The organism is Candidatus Clavichlamydia salmonicola (genome assembly GCF_015356765.1).
Classification (GTDB): Bacteria; Chlamydiota; Chlamydiia; order Chlamydiales; family Chlamydiaceae; genus Clavichlamydia; species Clavichlamydia salmonicola.
The window spans coordinates 403,632-427,181 of record NZ_WTCQ01000001.1 but is presented as its reverse complement, the minus strand read 5'-3'; the positions used below and the strand labels follow the sequence as shown (position 1 = coordinate 427,181).

Annotated in this window: 21 protein-coding genes and 3 tRNA genes; 13 read left to right on the top strand and 11 right to left on the bottom strand. The window is 33.6% G+C overall.

Annotation, left to right across the window (positions count from 1 at the left end; translation table 11 throughout):
* Positions 1–11: 11 nt before the first annotated feature.
* Positions 12–680 carry a TIGR00153 family protein gene (locus tag CLAVI_RS01820; RefSeq protein WP_194843872.1) on the bottom strand — a complete coding sequence of 223 codons (669 nt, stop codon included), beginning with the start codon at positions 678–680 and terminating at the stop codon, positions 12–14.
* 53 nt (positions 681–733) lie between these two features.
* Between CLAVI_RS01820 and CLAVI_RS01815 the strand changes: the two genes are divergently transcribed.
* The 4 genes from CLAVI_RS01815 (at position 734) to CLAVI_RS01800 (ending at position 4,168) form a co-directional block, all read left to right on the top strand.
* Positions 734–1,726 carry an ABC transporter ATP-binding protein gene (locus CLAVI_RS01815; protein WP_194843871.1) on the top strand — a complete coding sequence of 331 codons (993 nt, stop codon included), beginning with the start codon at positions 734–736 and terminating at the stop codon, positions 1,724–1,726.
* Entirely contained in the window at positions 1,716–2,531 is an 816-nt protein-coding gene (locus CLAVI_RS01810; RefSeq protein ID WP_194843870.1) for an ATP-binding cassette domain-containing protein, read from the top strand. The genes CLAVI_RS01815 and CLAVI_RS01810 overlap by 11 nt, the downstream gene beginning before the upstream one ends.
* A 194-nt stretch (positions 2,532–2,725) precedes the next feature.
* Positions 2,726–3,337, top strand: a complete 612-nt coding sequence (locus tag CLAVI_RS01805) for a hypothetical protein (protein WP_194843869.1) — start codon at positions 2,726–2,728, stop codon at positions 3,335–3,337.
* Positions 3,338–3,415: 78 nt separating this feature from the next.
* Positions 3,416–4,168: a polysaccharide deacetylase family protein gene (locus tag CLAVI_RS01800; protein ID WP_194843868.1), complete on the top strand. Its 753-nt coding sequence runs from the start codon at positions 3,416–3,418 to the stop codon at positions 4,166–4,168.
* Here CLAVI_RS01800 and CLAVI_RS01795 read toward each other — a convergent pair.
* From CLAVI_RS01795 to CLAVI_RS01770, 6 genes are all read right to left on the bottom strand, one after another.
* Positions 4,158–5,408 (bottom strand): SufS family cysteine desulfurase, encoded by a 1,251-nt coding sequence (locus CLAVI_RS01795; protein ID WP_194843867.1) that lies wholly within the window; start codon positions 5,406–5,408, stop codon positions 4,158–4,160. The two genes, CLAVI_RS01800 and CLAVI_RS01795, sit on opposite strands and share 11 nt — an antisense overlap.
* Complete coding sequence (locus tag CLAVI_RS01790; protein ID WP_194843866.1) at positions 5,401–6,666, bottom strand: SufB/SufD family protein; 1,266 nt, start codon at positions 6,664–6,666, stop codon at positions 5,401–5,403. Before CLAVI_RS01790 ends, CLAVI_RS01795 begins: the two co-directional genes overlap by 8 nt.
* Positions 6,667–6,670: 4 nt before the next feature.
* Entirely contained in the window at positions 6,671–7,423 is a 753-nt protein-coding gene (sufC, locus tag CLAVI_RS01785) for a Fe-S cluster assembly ATPase SufC (protein WP_194843865.1), read from the bottom strand.
* A 3-nt stretch (positions 7,424–7,426) separates the two neighbouring features.
* Positions 7,427–8,875 carry a Fe-S cluster assembly protein SufB gene (sufB, locus tag CLAVI_RS01780; RefSeq protein ID WP_194843864.1) on the bottom strand — a complete coding sequence of 483 codons (1,449 nt, stop codon included), beginning with the start codon at positions 8,873–8,875 and terminating at the stop codon, positions 7,427–7,429.
* A 144-nt stretch (positions 8,876–9,019) separates the two neighbouring features.
* Positions 9,020–10,087, bottom strand: coding sequence for a tetratricopeptide repeat protein (locus CLAVI_RS01775; protein WP_194843863.1), 1,068 nt, complete (start codon positions 10,085–10,087; stop codon positions 9,020–9,022).
* A gap of 68 nt (positions 10,088–10,155) precedes the next feature.
* Positions 10,156–13,425, bottom strand: coding sequence for a penicillin-binding transpeptidase domain-containing protein (locus tag CLAVI_RS01770; protein WP_194843862.1), 3,270 nt, complete (start codon positions 13,423–13,425; stop codon positions 10,156–10,158).
* Positions 13,426–13,660: 235 nt separating this feature from the next.
* On the opposite strand from CLAVI_RS01770, the gene CLAVI_RS01765 reads away from it, so the two are divergent.
* From CLAVI_RS01765 to CLAVI_RS01725, 9 genes are all read left to right on the top strand, one after another.
* A tRNA-Gly gene (locus CLAVI_RS01765) sits at positions 13,661–13,731 on the top strand.
* A gap of 96 nt (positions 13,732–13,827) precedes the next feature.
* On the top strand, positions 13,828–14,652 hold the full coding sequence (gene rpsB / locus CLAVI_RS01760; protein ID WP_194843937.1) for a 30S ribosomal protein S2: 825 nt from the start codon (positions 13,828–13,830) through the stop codon (positions 14,650–14,652).
* A gap of 1 nt (position 14,653) precedes the next feature.
* Complete coding sequence (gene tsf / locus CLAVI_RS01755) at positions 14,654–15,487, top strand: translation elongation factor Ts (RefSeq protein WP_194843861.1); 834 nt, start codon at positions 14,654–14,656, stop codon at positions 15,485–15,487.
* The gene (pyrH, locus tag CLAVI_RS01750) at positions 15,488–16,189 is read left to right on the top strand and encodes a UMP kinase (protein ID WP_194843860.1); all 702 of its coding nucleotides are present in this window, start codon (positions 15,488–15,490) and stop codon (positions 16,187–16,189) included.
* Between the two features lie 10 nt (positions 16,190–16,199).
* On the top strand, positions 16,200–16,754 hold the full coding sequence (gene frr / locus CLAVI_RS01745; RefSeq protein ID WP_194843859.1) for a ribosome recycling factor: 555 nt from the start codon (positions 16,200–16,202) through the stop codon (positions 16,752–16,754).
* 52 nt (positions 16,755–16,806) lie between these two features.
* Positions 16,807–16,881 (top strand) — tRNA-Glu (locus CLAVI_RS01740).
* 19 nt (positions 16,882–16,900) lie between these two features.
* A tRNA-Lys gene (locus CLAVI_RS01735) sits at positions 16,901–16,972 on the top strand.
* A gap of 89 nt (positions 16,973–17,061) precedes the next feature.
* Positions 17,062–17,574, top strand: coding sequence for a UvrB/UvrC motif-containing protein (locus tag CLAVI_RS01730; protein ID WP_194843858.1), 513 nt, complete (start codon positions 17,062–17,064; stop codon positions 17,572–17,574).
* A complete protein-coding gene (locus CLAVI_RS01725; protein WP_194843857.1) occupies positions 17,558–18,625 on the top strand; it encodes a hypothetical protein in 1,068 nt (355 codons plus the stop codon). Before CLAVI_RS01730 ends, CLAVI_RS01725 begins: the two co-directional genes overlap by 17 nt.
* Positions 18,626–19,175: 550 nt before the next feature.
* Here CLAVI_RS01725 and CLAVI_RS01720 read toward each other — a convergent pair.
* The 4 genes from CLAVI_RS01720 to CLAVI_RS01705 all read right to left on the bottom strand — a co-directional run bounded on the left by CLAVI_RS01720 (position 19,176) and on the right by CLAVI_RS01705 (position 23,416).
* Entirely contained in the window at positions 19,176–19,802 is a 627-nt protein-coding gene (locus CLAVI_RS01720) for a hypothetical protein (protein WP_194843856.1), read from the bottom strand.
* 58 nt (positions 19,803–19,860) lie between these two features.
* Positions 19,861–21,195: a hypothetical protein gene (locus CLAVI_RS01715; protein ID WP_194843855.1), complete on the bottom strand. Its 1,335-nt coding sequence runs from the start codon at positions 21,193–21,195 to the stop codon at positions 19,861–19,863.
* A 176-nt stretch (positions 21,196–21,371) separates the two neighbouring features.
* The gene (locus CLAVI_RS01710) at positions 21,372–22,928 is read right to left on the bottom strand and encodes a hypothetical protein (protein WP_194843854.1); all 1,557 of its coding nucleotides are present in this window, start codon (positions 22,926–22,928) and stop codon (positions 21,372–21,374) included.
* A 149-nt stretch (positions 22,929–23,077) separates the two neighbouring features.
* Complete coding sequence (locus CLAVI_RS01705) at positions 23,078–23,416, bottom strand: hypothetical protein (RefSeq protein WP_194843853.1); 339 nt, start codon at positions 23,414–23,416, stop codon at positions 23,078–23,080.
* Positions 23,417–23,550 lie beyond the last annotated feature (134 nt).

Here is a 23,550-nt window from a genome sequence, read left to right as displayed (position 1 = left end):
CTTGAGATAATTTATTCTAAGATCATACAAACACGATTAGCCAATTTCTCGGCAACATCTGATATCCCAGAAACAGCATGTATAATTTTCATCCATAAGAAAAATTCTCGACCAGAAATATATGCATCCTGCTTAAACAGTGTTTTTAAGAGTTGCCTTTGCAAAATATCTGACTCATGTTCCCCTATGGAAACTCGATGAACATGTTTACGAATTTTTTCAGCTTCAGTACCACCAAAAGAACTTTCTAAAAGAAGATTTAACCTCTTGATTATGGCCCAGACAGATTCAAATACTTCTAAATTTTTTTCTAATAAAGCAAAAAATTTATCACTAAAAGATTCATGAAATAAAAGGTTATGAATAGATAAAAGCACAGCAGTATCTTCAGCTTTATCTGCTAATCCATCTTGTAAAGAAAGAATATCAAGCAATCCTGCCCGAGATACAGGAAGAAATAAACCTGAAGGAAGATGATTACGAATGTCATTCTTTATTTCATCAGCTTCATGTTCTTTTTTAGAAATCTCTTCTCCCATTTCAGCTACTTTATCATAATCTTTCATTGCAAGAGCATTGAAAAGAGCTGGAAGTAGATGAACACATTGAGCTACTGCAGCCATGTGAGCTTCTAAAGGAGAAAAAGGAGAGTGTCCAAAGAGACGCGCCAGCGTTTGCATAAGAAAACCTTTTCCTATATCTTATCGCTCAAACAACTTAATTGTAAACCATGATGTCTACTCCAACGACTCCACTTCTTACAGTAAAAAATCTTCGTGTATCATTAATGCTTTCTGGAAAAAAATATATGGCTGTTAATGATATTTCTTTTGATTTGATCAAAGGAAAAACTATTGCTTTAGTAGGAGAGTCTGGCTCAGGAAAATCAGTAGCCACTCATGCAATTTTAGGTCTTTTATCTACTCCTCCTTTTCTTCCTCCTGAAGGAGAAGTTATATATGATAATAAAAATCTATTAACCTGTTCTGATGCTCAATTAAGAAAAATTCGTGGCAATCGCATTAGTATGATCTTTCAAAATCCACAATCAACTCTTAATCCTGTATATACAATAGAAGATCAACTTTCAGAAGTTTTAGAAACACACCAATCTATGGAAAAAGATGAGAGTATCTTTCATATTTTGGAAGCATTAAAACAAACTCATTTACCTGATCCATCACGTATACTTTCTCAATATCCTCATCAATTATCAGGCGGGATGCTTCAACGGGTTATCATTGCTATGGCTCTTTTATGTAAGCCTGATATCTTAATTGCTGATGAACCTACCACAGCTTTAGATGTTTCTATTCAACATCAAATTTTAAATCTTCTTAAAGAAATACAACAAACTCATGGCATGGCCATACTTCTTATCACTCATGATATGGGTGTTGTAGCTGATATTGCTGATGATGTTTTTGTTATGTATGCAGGGGAAATCATAGAACAGGCTCCTGTGCTTGATTTATTTGACAATATGGCTCATCCTTATACTAAAGCACTATTCGCTTCTCGTCCTGGAAACACCACAAACCTAGCTAGAAAAAAACTTCAAGTAATATCTGGCTCTATTCCTCATATCACTAATTATCCCACAGGTTGTCATTTCCATACTCGGTGTGCATACGCTATGCCATCTTGCCAACAAGGCCCCATCCCTATTATTAATCAAAGCCAATGGCATAAAGTAAAGTGTAGACTCTATGAAGATGAACTCTGAACCTCTTCTACAATTACAAAATTTAAAAAAATATTTTCAAAAGAAAAATCATTGGTTTTCTCTATCTTCATCTCTTATTAAAGCTGTGGATAATATTTCATTCTCTGTAAATGAAGGAGAAATTGTTGGTTTAGTTGGAGAATCTGGATCTGGCAAAACATCTACAGGTCTAATGATAGAAGGATTAAGTAGGCCAACTGAAGGAGCCATCCTATTTCAAGGAGAAAATTTACTTACCTTAAAAGGACAGAAGAAACGATTTTTAAAACGCCAAATTCAAATGGTTTTTCAGAATCCTTATTCTTCTCTAAATCCTCGTAAAACAGTATTTCAAAGTATTGGAGATCCTTTACTTTACCATGGACTTGTAAAAAATAAAACAGCGCAAATGGTTGCAGTATTAGATGTACTCAATGCCATAGGACTGTCAAAAAATTCTGTATTTCAATATCCACATCAGTTTTCCGGAGGACAGCAGCAACGAATCTCGATTGGAAGAGCCATTGCCTTAAAACCCAAATTATTAATTTGTGATGAAATTGTATCTGCTCTAGACATGTCAGTACAAGCACAAGTATTGAATCTTTTAATGGATCTACAACAAAATCTTCGTTTTGGATGCCTTTTTATCTCTCATAATTTAGCTGTAATTAAGCATCTTTGTTCTAAAGTTTTAATCATGTACCAAGGAAAAATTGTAGAGCAAGGTGATATTAATAACGTTTTTAAAAATCCTCAGCATCCCTACACAAAATTATTACTAGCTTCTCAAGCACCTGCTCATCCAAGTCAAAGATCTAGATAATCAGTTATTTTATAACAAATATAGTTTTACTTTATCTCTTGCTCTTACAGGCTTTTTTATAAAAAAATTTTAGAATTTGCCTCAGAATTTACAAAAAGCTCTTTTACTTGTACAATTTTTACTATTCCAATCATTAAAAATTTATGTTCATGATTTTGAAAAATTCTTTCTTATTCAAAAAAATTAAGATGGTTATGACTATCTTCCTTTTTTTAATCTTAACACCACAAACCAGTTGGTGCGCTTCTCATGCTCGTTCTAGAACATTTACCAATAGTTTTTTAGAATCTATATATGCTTATAAATTTTTAGGTATCCCAGAAATATGCTCTGCTGATTTCATCAATTCTTTAGAAACTGAAATGAAACGCTCCTTTCCTAATGATCCCCATGTTTTATCAATTTTAACATCATGGAATATGTTAGAAAATACTCCTCAAACATCTTTACCTTTGTTTGAAAGCTATACTACATGCCCAACATCACTACACTCCCATTCATCATGCGTTGAGCTTTATAATAAAATTGTATTGTTAACTTTACAGAACTCTTATCAAGAAGCTTTTTTAAAATCTCAAGAATTAGACACATTATTAAATAGTAGCTGTAAATATCCATTATTAAAAATTTCTAATGAATTATCTATGCTATTTTTAGCTGTTAAAAGTGGTCATAAAGAGTTTGTTACTCAACATCGATCTAAAATTAAAGAAGCCAATTATGAAGAACGCTTTAAACCATTTTTATACATTGGTTTTTGCTCTTTAGACTCCTATCTTGACCATCTTATTTCTTTACATCCATAGGATCATGTTATAAAAAGCAAAGCCTCATCAATAAAATTTATTAATGAGGCAAATCATTATTTAAATAGAAAGGCCCATATGTTATTGGTTCTTAACTACTCTAAGATTCAGCTTTTCAATAATTCTAATGATGCTTTTTTTTGGAAAAATCAATTATCTTTTTTAAAAAAAAATTTTCCTCTTGTTACTCCTGGCGATCCTATCCCTGTGCATAAAATGTCCTTAGCCTTATGCTTTGATCATGCTAGTGCTGACTTTATGTATCATATATTTCCTTTGTTAAAGCAACTAAATATAAAAGCTATTCTTGGTGTATCTACACGTTATATCTCTCCTGATGACTCTACAGTTCCCCTTTCCATTCGCACATCTATCTCCAATGCCTTAACTACTACTGATGGTATTTTTGAAAAAACTCATCCTTTTTGCTCAGGAAAAGAATTGCAGGAAATGGATCAAGAAAAATTACTGCATTATGCTGTTCATGGACATTCTGGCTGTAACTTACGCTTTGATTTTGTAGATGTTCATCAAGAAATTATTTTGGCAAAAAATATTTTAGAAGAAATTTTAAGTAGAAAAATTACTTCCTTTATCTATCCCTTTGGACAAACCATAAGATCCACCCACGCGACTGTTTCAGAGCAATATCAATATTCTTTTGTTAATGGGAATGCCATTAACATGACATGGGGAAAAGGCAGATGGCCACTTTTTCGTCTTTGTGGAGATAAATTTTCTTGTGTACAAGAACTTTTCTCTCTAAAAAACCTTATTAAGATATATGGCCATAGCATTTGGAAACAAGTAAAGTCACAATTTACTTACTAAGTAATGTGATAATCTCTTCTAACACTTGACTAAAATAATCTATATCTGACTTAAGCGTATATACACCAAAAGAGATCCTAGCTAGGCTTGTATAGCCACTTCTACGCATAGAAGATTGACTGCAATGGTTACCACTTCTTATTGCAATTCCTTGTGCATCTAATAAATAAGCAATATCTAGTGGATGAATACCTTTTACTGCAAAACTTACTAAAGATCCTCTTGCAAAAGCATCCTTATTTCCTAAAATTTCTACTTGATCCATTGCCAAAAATTTTTCTATAGAATAGGACGTTATTTCTCGTTCTCTTAAAAAAACTTTATTCATCCCAATATTCATTAAAAAATGACATGCTTCTCCCAAGCCAATAACAGAGGCTATAGCTGGAGTTCCTGCTTCAAACTTTAAAGGCGCTGGATGAAAAATTAATTCATCTTCAGTAACTGTTTCTACCATATCTCCACCACCTTCAAATGGTGGTAAGTGGTCTAATAACTCTTTTTTAATATAGCTGATCCCTATACCTGTAGGGCCATACATCTTATGCCCTGAAGCAACAAACACATCCACATTCATCTTCTTTAAATCTAAAGGAAAATGTGCTGCACTTTGAGTACCATCTAATATAACCAAAACATCATGCTTATGTGCAATATCGATGATTTGATCTACTGGAATAATTGCTCCATATACATTAGCTATATGCACTAAATTAATAACACGAGCCCCTGCTTTTATTAACCTTTCAGCTTCTTCAATAATCAAATTTCCCTGATCATCAACAGGAATATACTTAATGATTAATCCATATTGCTTTGCAATAATACGCCAAGAAACTTCACATGCATGATGTTCTATTGAGCTTAATAAAATGACATCACCTTCTTTTAGCGCTGACATTGATAAGGCGCGAGCTATATTATTTAAAGCAGAGGTAGCTCCACGAGTAAAAAGAATCTCTTCAGGTAAAACGTGAAAAAAAGCTGCAATTCTCTCTCTTGCTTCTATAAATTGTTTAGTAGCAGATCGAGATAAAGCATAAACACCTCTATGGACTGTTCCACAACCATAAGAATAAAAATCTGTAATTGCTGAAATAACCGCCTTTGGCTTTTGAGCTGTTGCTGCTGTATCTAAATAAATTAGATCATTTCCTTCTATCTTGCGGGTAAAAATTGGAAATTCTGCTTTTATTGCTGTAAAGATCTCTTCTTCAGCGTCTGTCATTAAATTAACCATTAAAAATCCCTCTACAAAAATCTTTTAAACAAAGTTTTCCACTATTAGGCAAAATGCAATCATCAGCTATTTCATCTACAAAAGCTTGAATTAAAAGGGCTCGGGCTTTTTCAGCACTAATCCCACGACTTCTCATATAAAAAAGATCACCAGACTCCAGCTTTCCAACTGTTGCTCCATGAGATGCTTTGACATCATCTGCAAAAATTTCTAGTTCAGGCTGTGTAAACATCACAGCTCCCTCACTGAGTAATAACCCATCAATACGCTGATAAGCATCTGTCTTATCACCTTCTTTTTCCACAAAGATTCTTCCTTGGAACGAAGCCTTAGCTTTACCTGTTAAAATAGCTTTTACTTTCTGTCTTGATGTTGTTTGCTCTCCCCGATGAGTCATAAAAATTTCTAAATCTATTGCATTACTTTCTTTAGGACTTAGTAAGCCTACAACCTCAGCATGAGAAGCTGTTCCAGCTAATACACATCTAATGTCATGTTCATCTTTAAATTTTTCTCCTGATAAAATACCTACCTTAAAGGTTGAGCGATCCTTTAAATAACTTCTAACAGAAGAATGCCGCCGACATTGTGCATTAGAAAAGTAACATTCTAAAGATGCTTCTTCTTCTAAGAAACAGTCTAAAAAGCTATTCAGCCAAAGAGCCGCAGCTTCTTCGCTCTTTACTTGTGATTGCATCTGTATCTTCAACTGCGCATGATGACCTAGTACAACATGTATTCGTGGAGAACAGATAAATAATTTTTCTTTATCTAAAATTGTATTAACAGAACAAATATGTATAGGATGAGCAATAACACAATGCTCTGGAATATATATAAAAATACCTTCTGCCCAAGCAGCACCATTAAGCAAAGCTAGTGGGGCTGTTTCTGTATTCGCCCATTGCTTAATCCTATAACCTAAAAATCCACTGTATGTTTTTAAAGCAGCTGTTAATGGTAAAATGATCGCTTCTTTAGGCATTAATGATAGCTGTTCATTATAACGTCCATTAATAAATACACACCGATACTCTGACTCATCTATAGTAAGGTCATTATAATCCCAAGATAACGCTCCTATATTTTTAGAAAGCATCTCTAAAGTCTTTTTATCTTGAGGTTTTTGATCAATTTTTTTTGTTAATTCTAAAAAACGATCTAAACATTCATGTTGAGGAAATCCTTCTTTGATAAGAATCCCTTTCATTAAAATATCTGTGGATGTTTGAATTTTTTCCTGTAACAGCTGACTCATTGGTTTAAAGGATCCCTATAAGTTTGTCATATCCCAACTCTTCTAACTCTAAACCTAGGCTAGCAGACCCACTTTTAACAATACGTCCTTCTGACAATATATGAATAAAGTCAGGATCTACATAATCAGAAAATTTTCTATAATGCGTAATTAACATCATGCTACTTTTTGGATTGTCGATAAAAAACTGAGATAAGCTTTTTGCTACAATACGCAGAGCATCTACGTCTAACCCTGAATCTGTTTCATCTAAAATTGATAATGCTGGCTTTAATAAGATCATTTGCAAAATTTCATTTCGCTTTTTTTCACCACCAGAAAACCCTTCATTAACTCCTCGGGATTTAAAATCTGCACCAATTCCTAACTGCTTCATTATTTCATTAAGGAGTTCTTGAAATTCAACCTCTGAACACAAAGATTTTTTATGAGCCAATCTATGCGTGTTATAAGCTTCCAGAAAAAAAGTCTCATTAGAGACTCCAGGAATTTCTGATGGATACTGAAAACTCATAAAAATACCTGCTAAAGATCTTTCTTCTGGAGACCACATTGTAATATCTTCTCCTTGAAAAAGGATCTTTCCTCCAATTACCTCATAAGCAGGATCACCTGCAAGCACCCGGGCTAATGTTGATTTTCCAGATCCATTAGGACCCATAATAACATGTCTTTTACCAGGAAAAATTTCTAAATTTACTCCTTTTAAAATAACATTTCCTTGATTGCTTACTTGTAAATCAGAAATTGTTAACATTTTTTAGCCCACACTGTTTTCCAGTTTCAATAATAATAATTTTTTAGCTTCTTCAGCAAATTCCATTGGAAGTTCTTGAATCACTTCTTGACAAAAGCCATTAACCACTAAGTTTAATGCTTGATCCCGAGTTAATCCTCGGGATTGTAGATAAAATAATTGCTCTTCATGAATTTTTGATGTTGTTGCTTCATGCTCAGTTTCACTTTCAGTATTCATCACCTCTATAGAAGGAAATGTATTTGCTGAACAACAGTTTCCAACTAACATAGAATCACATTGTGTATGATTGCGAGCTCCTTTAGCTCCAGGTTTAATCGTGACTAAACTTCTAAATGTGTTATGTGATTCATCTGCAGAAATACCCTTAGAAACAACTACAGAACGTGTATTTTTTCCTAAATGGATCATTTTTGTTCCTGTATCTGCCTGCATTTTTCCATTCGTTAATGCTACTGAATAAAATTCTCCTACAGAATTATCTCCAGCCAAAATACAACTTGGATATTTCCATGTAACTGCGGATCCTACTTCTACCTGTGTCCATGAAATCTTAGAGCCTTCGCCTTTACATAAACCTCTTTTGGTTACAAAATTATGGACTCCACCTTCACCCGTTTTTAAATCACCCGTGTACCAATTTTGAACAGTAGAATATTTAATTTTTGCATCTTTTAAAGCGATCAACTCAACTACAGCTGCATGCATCTGTTTAGTAGAAAAAGCAGGGGCAGTACAACCTTCTAAATAACTGACAGAAGAACCTTCTTCAGCTATAATTAAGGTTCGCTCAAATTGTCCTGCTTCTTTGTCATTGATTCTAAAATATGTAGAAATTTCCATAGGGCAAGCAACCCCTGCTGGGACATAAACAAAAGACCCATCAGTAAATACTGCTGAATTTAATGCTGCAAAAAAATTATCTCCTGCTGGAACAACTGTTCCTAAATATTGCCGAATAAGATCAGGATACAAACGAACTGCTTCTGAGAATGAACAAAAGATCACTCCCGCATCTGTTAATTTTTTTTTAAATGTTGTTCCTATTGACACTGAATCAAAAACTAAATCTACAGCTACATTCGCTAACTGTTTTTGTTCATCTAGAGGAATCCCTAATCGTTGAAATGTTTTTAATAGTTCTGGATCAGCGTCTTCTAAATTTCCCAAAAGAGCTTTTTGCTTTGGTGCTGAAAAATAAACTAAAGAATTATAATCTGTTCGTGGATAACTTATATTTGCCCATTCTGGCTCCTTTAAAGTCAGCCAATGCCTATAAGATTTTAACCGAAACTCTAATAAAAAATCAGGCTCATCTCGCTTTAATGCTATTTGTCGAATAGTCTCTTCTGACAAACCTGGCTCTAACGAATCTCGCTCAATATCAGTGATAAAACCATACTTATATTCAGAACGATTTTGTAAAATTTCTTCAGTAGATAGTGATGACATATATAAATTATAATAAAAAGCTTCAACAAGCTATTTGAATGTTTCTAAGGCTATACCATTTCAAAAATTCATTCAAATAAAATGATCAATCTAAAACTTTATATCAAAATAAATAATCTTATCCATTAAACTTACAAACAATAATTAAATAAATTCATTATTTTCAGATAAATAATAAACTTCTTCCTCATCATTAACTAGCATTTTTCCAGAATCATCTACATATCCCTTAATCTTTTGAATCATTTGAGCATATGGAGAATTTTTTTTAGTCAAAAAATCTATTTCTTTTTCTGCCTGAATAAACCGGCCTTGTTTATAGAATACGCAGCCTAAAAGATAATGAGCTCTTTCATAATCTAGATCTAAAGACAACACCTGCATGAAATAATTTTCTGCTATTATAATTTTCTGCTGCTGCAAACATGTAAGCCCTAGATAAAATAATGTATCTATATCTTGAGGGTTCATAGATAAAGCTTTGCGAAATGCTTTTTCGGCTTCTTTAGTAGACCCATTTAAAAGTAGGCATAGTCCCAAGTTATAAAACCCATCAGCTGATTCATTAATTAAGTCCATAGCTGTCTGATAAGCTACTGCTGCTTGACTCCATAATTTTTGCTTAAAATAAAGAGCTCCCAATTTAGCCCATAGCCTAGAACAAAGAGGATGCTCTTGCGTGGCTGCTGCTAATAATTGCATCGCTTCTTCCTCTCTTCCAGATCTTTCCATTAGCACAGCAAGACCATACGAAGCTGGACAATTAGCAAATTGCAATGCAAGAACTTTACGGTAACAAATTTCTGCCATGTCCGTTTTACCTTGTTTTTCTAACATATAGCCCATGCTCAACATAGCTTCTGTATCATGAGGCGCTTGTTTGCAATACATTTGATAATAATGAGCCGCTTCTTTCCACTGCTCTTCTTGCTCAAATGCCGCTCCCAAACAATAGTATAGATAAATGTTCTCTGGATCTTCTTCTAATCCTTCTAAACACTTCTCTTTGCCTTCAGTAAAATTACCTTTTTCCAAAGCAATAATTCCTAAATAGCAATAAGCTAATGGGTTTCTTTTTCCATATGCTAGCATAGCCTCAAAGCTTGAAGCCGCCTCATCATAATCTCCTGTTAAAAAGGCACTTACTCCTTTATAAAAATCATTTTGGCCAGCTTCATTACCGCTGTTTAAAAAAAACATTTCTTTGCTCATACCTTGAGATCCTCTTTTTTTAAGCTTCTCTTTAGTTAGAGCAAAAAGTAGGCCAAACCTTTGCTACTTTAATTTTTTTTTTGCAATTCTTCCCATTTTTTAATCATCTTTATAGCTAAGGGAGCAGCTTCTGCTCCAGAGCTTCCATATTTGAGATAAACAACTACTACTATTTTAGGAATCCTTAAAGATTCATCTTCAAATTTAGCCGCAGAAAACCAGACATGTTTTAGCTTTCCAATCCCATATTTTTTTTCTGGCCCTAATCTAATCATTGTTTCTGCAGTACTAGTTTTTCCTATAATTTTAGATAACAGCTCTTTTGAAAATAATTCTTTTAATCCTCGAGCTGTACCCTTTTCTCCCTGAATAACTTGCTGCATTCCTTCTAATAACACTCTCTGTACTGCTGCTGGTAAATAAATTCGTCTTTTAATCTGCGGCTCTACTGACCGCCATTTTCCCGTAACACTGTTTTTTTCTTTTAATAACAATTTTGGCGTAAACAAAGTGCCACCATTAACCAAAGCTGATAACATCACTGCTGTTTGTAATGGAGTTGCTACTAACGAATGTTGCCCTATTGCAAAAGCATATAACCCTGAGCGATTATAAGCAGAATCTTCAGGAAGATATCCTCCATATTCTCCTGGTAAATCTATTCCTGTCTTTTCTCCAAACCCAAATAACTGGGCTGCATAATAAAGATCTTCTGAGTCATCTAATACTTCTCCTGCCAATAAAGAAAAGTATGGGTTACTAGAAACCTCTAAAGCTTTTTTTAAATCTAGTAATCCTGGCTGTCGTCCTTCACTTTTAGGTAATCTCCCCCCTTTATAAAATGTAGGAATAGGATCTCCTTTTTGAGAAAATCCTATAATCCACTTGCCATTTTTTGGATCAATACATCTTTTATCATCCGTCATGATCAAGGGATTCAACTCAGTAGAAGATATATAAGGGGCCATTTTTTGATATTGCTGCGTGAGCGCAGCGTATGCAGGCATTAATTTAAATACTGAGCCTAAGATTACCGCCTGCCTAAATGCATGAGATCTCGCAAACCCAAAACCTCCAACAGGATAAAAAGATAAAGCTAGTCCTTTTTCTGTAGTAATCCCACCTCGGTAAGATCCTAATAAATCTCGATCTAACTCATCAAATGAACGAAGTAGTCTCAAGTACTCTATCTGCTGTTCTGTACCTCCTATTTTCTTTAATAGGGCTCTGAAAATATGAAAATGCCTTGTCCAAAATAAACCTGAATGAGCTCCTGAAACTAATTCATTATGCCACTTATGAAGCACTGATTCATAAGCTTGTATAGGTAAATCAAAAGATTGATTACCTAATAAAATTGCTAATAGGAAGCGTTCTTTATATGTTTCCCAAAAAGCTTTAAAAAATTCTTTTTTATTTTTATCTAAATATTCTATGTATGGAAGAGGATACCTAACCCCTTTCTTTTTTTCTAAACGTCTTTGACAAGCCAAAAAATCTGGAAATTCCTCTTCTCTCCATGTCTTAAAATCAAATTCTTCAAATAATCCTTGAACAATTTCTTTAACTACACTCTCTATAGAACATAAACACCCTTCTGCCTGACGATGTTCATCTAATGTAACATCAGAAATAATCTCTAAAAAATTATTACCTGCTCTTCTTTCATCCAGGCATAATCCATATAGATCTGCTACCAATAATTTATCACTATTTAAAGACAATGGCTTCAAAAGTTCATCTAATTTTTCAATCAGAAAAGATGTTTCATAAAGCTTTTCTTCTTTTCTTCTTTCTAAAAATTTTCTTTCTTGCTGACTTAATTCTGTAGTTTCAGCGACGTTATCTCCTTGTGGAAAGAAAAGAAAATCTAAAATTTTTAAAGAAGAAATAGGGGTATCAACAGATTGATATATAGCTAAGATTTTTTTTACATAACTACGTATTATTAACGCATCTGACAATTTGTTATTTTTTTCTAAAAATTGTCTCACTTCACCTTGATGGGCTAAAGTTAAATCACAATATAAAGACCATGTTAATTCTTTTTTTTGCGTTATATTATTATTTTTTAAAATATCTTTTCTTTCTCTAGTAAGCGCTGCTTGTAAATCCCATATAGCCCCTATATAAGTAGGACTTTCTAACCATTCTGCAATCCGCCATGGTCTTGTCTCTTGCTCATTAAAACTTTCTTCTTTTGCAGACTTAATAAAATCATTAGGATCAAAACGTGGAAATGATGACATTGCCAATACAGCTCCAGAAGATGGATCTAAAGCTACAATAGCACCTCCCCGAATCCATGGCTGAGCTATTGGCTCTAGTGAATTTTTACTTAACGCAGCTATTCCTTTATTTTGAACTCGTTCCTCTCTTTCAAGAAGTAATTCTTCACCATAAGCTTGTAAATCTGCAGATAATGACAACATTAACGCTTGTCCTTTACAAGGACTTTCTGATTCACTTAATTCTTGTACAAAATTTCCTGCTCGATCAACTAAAAATTCACGCTTACCCGCAATCCCCCTTAATCTTCCATCATAAAAGGCTTCTATTCCTATCTTTCCTACTGAATCATTCCATAGCACCCGTCGCTCTAAAACTAAAATCTCTCTCTGAGCTTCTTCTAATTGAGTGATCCCTCTTGGCCAAAAAGGAGGTTCTCCTTCTTCAAAAGCTATTATAGCTCTACGTAATTCTTTCACTCTCTTCGTTGCTTGATCAAAATCTTCTTTGCTTATTGGTCCTGTATAACCAATGATTTCAGCAGCAGTCATTCCTAATGGGTAATATCTTATTGTGCGAATTTCTGCATGAATGCCTGGCCACTCTTTTTCCAACATTTTTAAATGAAAATATGTAGCTGCTCCAATATTTTCTTTAATAACAAAAGGAATGTTTCCTGCCACTGCAGCCTTTGCATATATAATGTCTTCTAACCTGACTGGGTCACTATTTAATTCTTCACCCAATAATTTTGCTAATCGTGAAATATATTGCTTACGAAAAAAAAATTTATTTCTTCTTCCTTTTGCATCTTTTAACCACACCCATCTTGGCATTTCTCCTATGGCACTATAATTAACTGCTGCATCATATCGCACTGTATTTCCAGCTAATAATACTTCATTACAGTCATAAATTGGCGCTCGCTCTGCTCTTTCTATTACTGTGCGTTTTTGTGGTTTATGTGCTTCTAAAGTTTTTTTTTCATGTTGTATAACAGCAATACACCAAATTCTAATGCCTATTAAAAAAAAACAAATAAAGACCCCTGATAGCAATCGATTTGCCTTATCTACAATTTCTTTTTCTGTTTTTTCTTTATGCTTCATTATTTGAATCCAAAGCTTTTTATTGATTTTCTTTTTTTGATAAAATTTTTCTATCTTGCAACATACTTGAGAAATCCCTTCCTACTCAAGAGAGATTCCTATTTTTTTACTCTGATGTAACTATAATTATTGATCATAACTAGCTAATCTTTTTAAATTTTATTTTTTTCTTTACTTATCTTTTTTAAAGATTGCCGAAAATATCTGCATATTTTAAGATTACCAACTCCATTTCGCGCCCGTAGCTCAATGGTAGAGCTGTAGCCTTCCAAGCTACCGGTGTCAGTTCGATTCTGATCGGGCGCTTTTTTAAGACCAAGACCGAAATCTCATTTTCAACAATGGGATGCCGTGTTGAGTTATCGTTCACAAAAAAAAAAACAAACTATAGAGGAACAAGGCTTGGAAGATTCTGCAACAAATGTTTCTGTTCATCAGCTAGTAGAAGCTGGTGCACATTTTGGACACCAAAAACGTCGCTGGAACCCTAAAATGAAACGCTTCATTTTTGAAGCTCGCCATGGGTTATATATCATAGATTTAGCTAAAACACTTCAGCAATTGCGCAGTGCTATTGCTGTTGTATCCAAAGTTGTGGAACGTGGCGAATCTATTCTCTTTGTTGGAACTAAAAAACAAGCTAAAGGCGTCATTAAAGAATCTGCAGAATTATGTGGTGAATTTTATGTATGCGAACGTTGGCTTGGGGGCATGCTTACAAACATGTCTACTATTCGTCAGTCTATTAAAACTTTAGAAAAAACTGAAAAACAAATTGAAATGGATGATGGCGTCCTTACTAAAAAAGAACTTCTTCTTTTAGGTAAAAAGCAAACAAAGTTAAATAAAAACCTTTCTGGCATTCGCTCTATGCGACAGAAACCTGGCTTATTAATTATCGTTGATCCAGGCTATGAAAATATCGCTGTAGCAGAAGCTAGAAAATTAGGCATCCCTATCATGGCATTGGTTGACACGAATTGTGATCCAGATCCTATTGATTATGTTATTCCTTGCAATGATGATTCTTTAAAAAGTATTAAAATCGTTGTTCAAGCTCTTGCCCAAACAATTGTTCAAGTAAAACGTGCTAATAGTATAGAAATTACTCCTCCAGGTGTTATTTCTTCTAAAGGCCAAAAAACTGATAAACATTTAAAAAATCTTGGAAAAGAAGAAATTTTAAACATGAAATATTCATCTAATGATGAAAAGGAGCCTTCATAAAATGTCTGCTATTTCTACAGATTTAATTAAAGCTCTTAGGCAGCAAACAGGTGTTGGACTAACAAAATGTAAAGAAGCATTAGAAGTTTCCAAAGGAAACTTAGAAGATGCTCTTACATATTTAAGAAAAAAAGGTCTTGCATCAGCTGCAAAAAAAGAAGGACGTGAAACAAAAGAAGGCGTAATCAAAGTATCTGCTTCTTCATCAGGACTTTCTCTTGTAGAAGTTGATGTAGAAACTGACTTTGTTGCTGCGAATGATCGTTTTCAAAGTTTTGCTGCTGATTTAGCTGATGATTTCTTAAGCCAAGGAGCACAAACAGATCTTAATCAATTTTTACAAAAACCTTTTTCTAAAGATCTTTCTTTAACAATTGATGAACACAAATCTGTTATGATGCAAACTCTTGGTGAAAACGTCGTTATTAAGCGTGTTCTTTTTATTCCTAAAAAACCTGGTCATTCATTGGGATTTTATTCTCACTCAGGTGGTAAAGTTGTTGCAGTTGTAGAGCTCGCTGGTAGTGGTAATTTTGAAGATTTAGCTAAAGAAGTTGCTTTACATGTAGCTGCTGCTTCTCCCCTATATCTATCACCAGAATCTGTTCCTGCTGAAGTTTTAGCTAGAGAAAAAGATATTGCAGCTGATCAAGTAAAAAATAAACCTGACCATGTCGTTCAAAAAATTATTGATGGCAAGTTGGCAGCATTTTTTGAAGAAATGTGCTTGTTGAATCAGTCTTTCGTAAAAGATTCTTCGAAAACAATCGCATCTCTTATTGCTGAATCAGGAGCTTCTCTTATCTCCTTTGTTCGGTGGAAAGTAGGGGAATAAGTGATAAAAAGAGTTTTGCTCAAATTATCTGGAGCAGCCTTTTGTTCTAAAGGAAATTTTGGATTTGATTCGCATCAAATAAAAAATCTTGCTTTTTCACTAAAAACAATCCAAGACAAAAATATTGGATTAAGCATTGTTTTAGGTGGTGGCAATATTTTTAGAGGTGTGCAAGGCTCTTCTCTTTCTTTATCTCGGCTAGCCTCAGATCAAATGGGAATGCTCTCTACTGTTTTAAATGGTATAGCTTTACATGATGCTCTTTCTCAAGAAGGAGCATCTGCTTCATTATTTTCTTCTTTTGTATGCCCACAAATAGCTAATGTTTATAAGCCACAAGAAGCACTTAGAAGGCTTAATGATGGTCAAATAATCATTTGTACTGGTGGAGCAGGTAATCCTTATTTAACGACAGATACAGCCGCAGCCCTTCGGGCCTGTGAAATCAAAGCAGATCTTTTATTAAAAGCTACCACTTGCGTAGATGGCGTATATGATAAAGATCCTTTGATTTTTGATGATGCTATCCACATGCCTAAAATTTCTTATGAGAAATTTTTAGAAATGAAATTAAAAGTTATGGACCTTTCTGCTATTACTTTATGTATGATAAATGCTATTCCTATCCGTTTATTCAAATTATCTACCATGGACTTAGAGAATGCCATTTTTCAATCAAACATTGGAACAGAAATAAAATAGGACTTATCGTATGCATGATTTATTAAAAGATAATGATAAAAAAATGGAGCACTGCCTTTCAGGATTTAAAAATGATCTTCAAGGGTTACGCACAGGAAGAGCATCTCCATTGCTCTTAAACACAGTTTTTGCAGAAGTATATGGAGCACAAATGCGTCTTGCTGATGTTGCTTCTATCTCAGTCCCAGAACCTAGACAATTATTAGTTACTCCTTTTGATGCAACTAATGTACATGCTATTGCAAAAGGTATTATAGCTGCTAACCTTAATCTTAACCCCCAAGTAGAAGGTAATCAAGTTCGTGTTAAAATCCCTGAACCTGATAGTGCCTCTAGAAAAGAAATGGTTAAGCAAGTCAAGCGACAAGCCGAAGATGCAAAAGTACATATCCGAGGAGTTCGCAAAGACTCCAACAATAAAGCAAAAAAACAAAAAAACGAAGGTCTTTTGGCTGAGGATCTTTGGAAGTCTTTAGAAAAAAAAATACAAGAAAGCACAGATAAATATTGCAAATTTATTGATGAGGCTGCAGAAGCTAAAGAAAAAGAGATCACTGAAATTTAAACCAATTGCTCTAAATCAGAGGATGGGTTAAAATTTTTGTTCCTTTGGTTTAGGCCCCATCGTCTAGCCTGGCCTAGGACACTGGATTTTCATTCCAGCAACAGGGGTTCGAATCCCCTTGGGGTCAATAACATATAATACACTTGGGGCTTTTAGCTTAGCGGTAGAGCACCTCACTTTTAATGAGGGGGTCGAAGGTTCGAATCCTTCAAGGCCCATTATGTGTTGTCATAATCTTCAACACGTATAGTTGTATTTATTATCTTTGATTAGTAAGATCAAACTTTTAAAAGTGAAGGTTTGACTCATGAAAAAGAAGCCTAAAGAATGCGTGCATTGCAAAAAACCAATCACCATTTGTTTCTCTGAGGTTTCTCAAGAGACTCTTACTCATACTTTTATGTGTGAATCATGTCCCCAACTATCCTCTCTTCTATATAAACAAGCATCATCAGAAAAATCATTATCCAGTATTCCTTCTTTAGAATGCGACCACTGCCATACTACGTGGAAAGAAGTCCTAGAAACTAATGACCTTGGCTGCTCACACTGTTATGACGTTTTTAAAACCCTTTTAGTAAATTTATTAATAGAAAAGCATGCTCTTTCAGAAAAAGAAAATGATACACAAGCAACTCTTCCTTTACATGTTGGAAAAGAAGCAAAAAAGGCTCTTGAAATTAACCCTCAGCTACAAATCATTGCGTTAACAGAAGCTTTAAATGAAACTCTTGCTAAAGAAAATTATGAAGAAGCAGCTGTCCTACGTGATCAAATTCGAAAATTAACTAATACGGAATCACATGACAAATCAAAATAGTGATAATTTACCTGTATTTAAGCCTTGGGAATCATTTTGGACCTCTATCCCTCATGCTACATGGCTAACTTCTCGCTTTAGCCTTCGACGTAATTTCTCTCAATTAAAATTTTCTAAACATTTACCTAAGCAAAACCAAGCTGATATTATAAAAATTGTTCATGAGAATTTAATTACCTGCAATGACTTCAGTCAACCACAACTCTTTAACATACACAATCTATCTGCCTTGGAAAGAGAATGGATTACAGAAAGATTTTTATTATCATTACCTCCTCGGAATTCTGATGAAGAAACCTTTATCATTAATCAAGAAGGTAACTTATTAGTGATATTGAATGGCAATGATCATTTTAATCTTCATGCTATTGACAAAGAGAATCAATTAGAAGAAAAATGGAAACAACTTACTCGTATTGAAAGCCACCTTTCTAAACATATTGACTTTGCTTTTTCCAAAGATTTTGGATTTTTAACCTCTGACCCTTCTTTCTGTGGCACAGGTCTTTCTATTAACGCTTATCTACATCTTCCAGCTTTACTACACACAGATCAATCTCAACAAATATTTGCTAATGAAGCCAGCATCACTGCTCATAGACAAGAGGCTAACTCTCCTCAAGTTCAAGGCGATATAGCCATCTTTCATAATACTATTACCCTTGGGTTAACTGAAGAAGATATTATTTCTAAAATCAGAACAAGAACAGCTAAAATGATTGCTATGGAGCAAACAACCATCAATGAATTGATGACAACAATCAGCGATGAATTAAAAAATAAAATTACCTTGTCTCTTGGAACCTTATCCTATTCTTACTGCTCTGAACTACCAGAAGCTCTTAATGCAATTAGCTTAATTAAACTAGGCTTAACACTTGGGTTGATTAAAAATAGTGATAGTAAACAAATTATACATCCTCTCTTAGATCTTAACCGTGCTCATATATTATTATCCCATGATAGTAATGCTTCTCCAGAAACATTATCCAAACTAAGAGCTAACTATTTAAGAAACTTCAGCAAAATATTGAGCATTGGTACTCTTTAAGAATTAATAAAGAAGCTCATAGTGAATGTCTTATATGTATTAATCATGAAAGCAACTTTTATTCATTATATAAACAGTCTGAAATTGGCATAGAAAACAACCAACCCCAAGATCAATCTTTAATTATTTATACATTTTTCTAATAAAATATTTTTTGCCTGTTATTCTTACTTACTATCTTTACTAAATTTTTAATATTTAATTGCATACATTCTAAATATGGAACATTTTGTTCATCTGAGGCTAGAATGCATGATTTAATAATAAGCCAAATTTCTTGTTGTGTATTTAATAAAACAACAGATAGAGATGGATAAACAAATGTTTTACTCCATGATTTTTTTGAGCAGCTAAAATCCCATTATGAACAAAAAAGAGGGCCTGTAAACTATTACGCTATGATTGAATAAAAGATGAAGATGGAGTCAGAAACTTTTTATCACTCTTCTTATTTACTTCTGCACATAAATCTCTAAAAGGTTGTATTGCCATAAAATGTAAATCTGTTAAAAAAAATACTTATTGTAATTATTCTATATAGATAAACGATCTAGTCGTACATACATTTTTCTACTAACACTCTTTTTATAAAACCATCATATCCAGAAACCATGGAAGCTAAAGGGAAAAGATCATGATCCTTAGAATACCCTAGCTCCTGAGATCTCTCACAAAGGAAGACAGGGGCTTCTCCTTGACATAAAGGCCTTATCCCCATTCTTGTGTGCCTTTGTATATTTTCTTCAATCTCTGAATGATATCTAAGCAACGTATTTATATATGATGGTCCCCAATGTCCCAGAGGATTTTTTGCCCTACTAAGTACAAAAGTACTTTGAGATTTGCAAATAACTATTGCTGACCATGATGATAGTGGTAAAACAGCACTTATTTTATCTTTCTGGGATAATCTATTCACTTTGCCGAGCAATTGTAGCGCTGAAAGTTTATCACTAATTTCTTTCATTAACTGCTCTTTTAGAATGATGGAACTCGTTCTTTGTTTTAAATCACGCATAATACTATGAGGTAGTTCTAAAAGAACCTTATTTAAAAGAGATTTAGGAAGTTTTTGTAATATAATTATCAACATTTCTAATGGCATATTTTTTACACATTCAAACAAATCACTATTTGATGCATCCATTAAAATTTGTTGTAAAAGGTCTAAGAGCATTACTTCTAATAGTGATATTGAAAGATTAAATTTTTAAATTCTATGTGGGATCGACTACCTAATTTTGTACACATCTTTCTATTAATGCTTTCTTTATAAAATCATCATATCCAGGAAGCATGGAAGCTAATGAGAAAAGATCATGATCATTAGAATATCCTGGATGATGAGCTCTTTCAAAAACCAACTCATGGCATGTTTCTGGACATTGAATCCCTACTCTTACTCGCTTTTGTATATTTCTTTCAATCTCTGGACGATCTTGAAGCAACATATTTATATATGATGCCCCCCAACATGCCAAGGGCTGTTTTAGACTACTACCTATAGACCTACTTTGAGACTTGCAAATAGCTATTGCTGACAATGATGATAGTGGTAGAACAACTCTTGTTTTATCTTGCTGGGATAATTGATTCGCTTTTCCTAGCAATTGTAATTCAGAAAGTTTTTCATAAATTTCTTTCATTAACTGCTCTTTTCGAAAGATACAATCCATTTTTTGTTTTAAACCACAGACAATACTAGGAGGTAGTTCTAAAAGAATCTTACCCAAGATCTCTTTAGGCATTTCTTGTAATATAATTATAAGCATTTCTAATGAGATATTGCTTATATATGTAACAATATTTTTTTCATTTGATGGATCTAGACATAAAAGCTGTGATTTTTCCTTTTCTTCTAAACGTCTGTTTATATCTATACCTATTAGATTGAGCAACAAAGCATCTAATTCAGGAGATGGTAAGACCTTTTCATCCTCTTCCTCTAAACATCCACTAATCCATATCTTGGCCTGTAGAAGCATTTCCTTCAATGCACTACATCCTCTTTCCTCATAGGCCCTTTCTGGTAGTTGTTCTAAGGCTTGCTTAAGCGCCTGTATTTTCACATCCCCTAATGTAAAAGAAGTACAATCCAGAAAATCTTTATATAACCACAATAAAGATGCTAGTAATTGTATAAATGCTGATAAATTTAAGATTTTGACCCGAAGAAACAGGTCATTAATTTTTAAACAAACTATACGAACGCGTTCCTCTTCACCTTCCCTACTCATCTGCATTAGCGCTTCTATACTTAATTGTACATTTTCTAAATATTGAGAGAAATCTTCTCCTTTCGGGAGCTCATATGATGTAAGATTAATCTTGACTAAGTCTTTGCCTAATAAAGAATTCTCAGCTAAAACAAAAGAACTGGTTATTACTAAATAACGCCTGCTGTTACTAGAGCACGCTCTTTGATTAACTAAAATCCCATCAGAGCCAAAAAAAAAATCACTTAATCTCTTCTTCCATAATTCAATAAAGGGTGACGACCGAGACAATAAATTTATAGGCACCTCTTCTCTTATTCTTCCACGTTGCTCCCTAAAACAAAATACAGACATCGCTCACAAGTTCCTTAAAAACAGTATCATAACGATAATGTCTTGTTTTATTTATGACCATACTTTTATAAAATAACTTCATAACTAAGATATAACGTAGCTAATAATACACATTCCCTAACTAACTCTTAATAAACATAAAGATTAAACTTTTGAATTCTATGTGGATAAACTATCTAGTCCTGCTCACATCTTTTTATTAATGCTTTCTTGATAAAATCATCATATCCAAGCTTCATGGAAGCTAATGGAAAAAGATCATGCTCCTGAGAGTATTCTGGATGATGACATCTTTCAAAAACTAACTCAGGAGCTCCTTCTTGATATAAAGGCCTTAAAACCACTCTCATGGATTTTTTAATATTTTTTTCTATCTCTGGATGATCTTTAAGCAACATTTCTATATATGATGGTCCCCAAGCATCCAGGGACTGTTCTATACCACCAACTACAGCCCCTTTATGAAAGCTACAAATAGCTATTGCTGACAGTGACAGTAATGATGCAACAGATCTTGTTTTATCTTTCTGAGATAATTGATTCCCTTTTCCTAGCAACTGTAATTCAGAAAGTTTTTCATTAATTTCTCTCATCAACTGCTCTTTTAAAGGCATGTCTCTCATTCTTTGTTTTAAATCACACACAATACCATGAGGTATTTCTAAAAGAATCTTACCTAAGATCTCTTTAGGCATTTCTTGTAATATACTTCTAAGCATTTCCAATGACATACTACTTATATAGTCAAGCATATTTTTATGAGATATTTCCATTAAGACCTGTTGTAATTCATCTAATGGAATTACTCCTAATAGTGGTATTGAAAGCCTACTTAAAATAATCTTCCATGTACTTATTGGCTTATTTTTTAAAACTTCTTTTAAGCTTTCCATTGGAGATAGATTTGCAATTTCTTCTAACGCATATATAAAATCTTTCTCTGGCAAACATTCCAGCCATCTAACAACATCTTCTTCATTCGATAAATCTGGACATACAGCCTCTGATTTTTGTTGTTCTTCTCGACGCATATGTATACCTACATCTATTAGATATAGAAAAAAAGCACTTACCTTAGGAGAGGCTAATCCCAATCTATTCTTTTCTTCTAAACATGCATCATTCCATTTCTTTGCCTGAACAAACATTTCCTTTAATGCGCCGCGCTCGCCTTCTTCACAGGGCCTTTCTGCTAATTGTTCTAATGCCTCCTTAAGCAACTGTCTTTTTTCATCTTCTAATGTAAATACACTACACGCCAAGACATCTTTATATAACTGTAATAAAGATGCTAATAATTGTATAAATGCTGAGAAATTTAAGATTTTGACTGGAAAAAACAGATTATTAATTTTTAAACAAACTATACGAACATTTTTTCCTTCCCTCCGCCTACTTATATGCATTAAGACCGCTATATTTTCTTTTACATTTTTTAAATATCGATCAAGACCTCCTTCTAAAGAATACTTGCGTGATGTAAGAGTAATCCGAGCTAATTCTTCACCTAATAAAGAATTCTGTGCTAAAACATAAGAACAATTTATCACTAAATAACTCTGATATTGACTAGCACCGCTTCTTGTATTAACTAAAATCCCCTCTTTACCAAAAAAAAATTCCATCAAACTATCCTTCCACAATTGAAGAACAGGTAAATGTGAGGCCAGAGAATTTATAGGCACCTCTTCTCCTATTGTTCCCATTTGCTCCCTCAAAGAAAATACAGCCATTGCCTATCACCTGCTAAAATCAATATTATTATGCCTATAGATTTTTTATTTATCGCAATATTTCTATAAAAGATGCACCATCTCAACTTGTATACATCTCTCTATTAATGCCCTCTTTATAAGACCATTATATCTAGGAAGCATGGAAGCTAATGAAAAAAGATTATGCTCCTTAGAATACCCTGAATCATAAAATCTTTCAAAAACCAATACAGGGGCTTCTCTATATTACCAACTATAGACCCTTGATGATATCTGCAAATAGCTATTGCTGACAATGACAGTAATGATGCAACAGAACTTATTTTATCTGGCTGTGATAATTCATTCCTTTTTCCCAGCAATGATAATTCAGAAAGTTTTTCATTAATTAGTTTCATTAACCTCTCTCTTATAGGCATGTAAGCCATACTTTGCTTTAAATCACACAAAATATTAGGAGGTAATTCTAAAAGAATCTTACTTAAGAGCTCTTTAGGCATTTCCATTAAGACCTGTTGTAATTCATCTAATGGAATTACTCCTAATAGTCATATTGAACGTCTACGTAAAATGATCTTCTGTGTACTTTTTGGCTTATTTTTTAAAACTTCTTTTAAGCTATTCATTGGAGATGAATTTG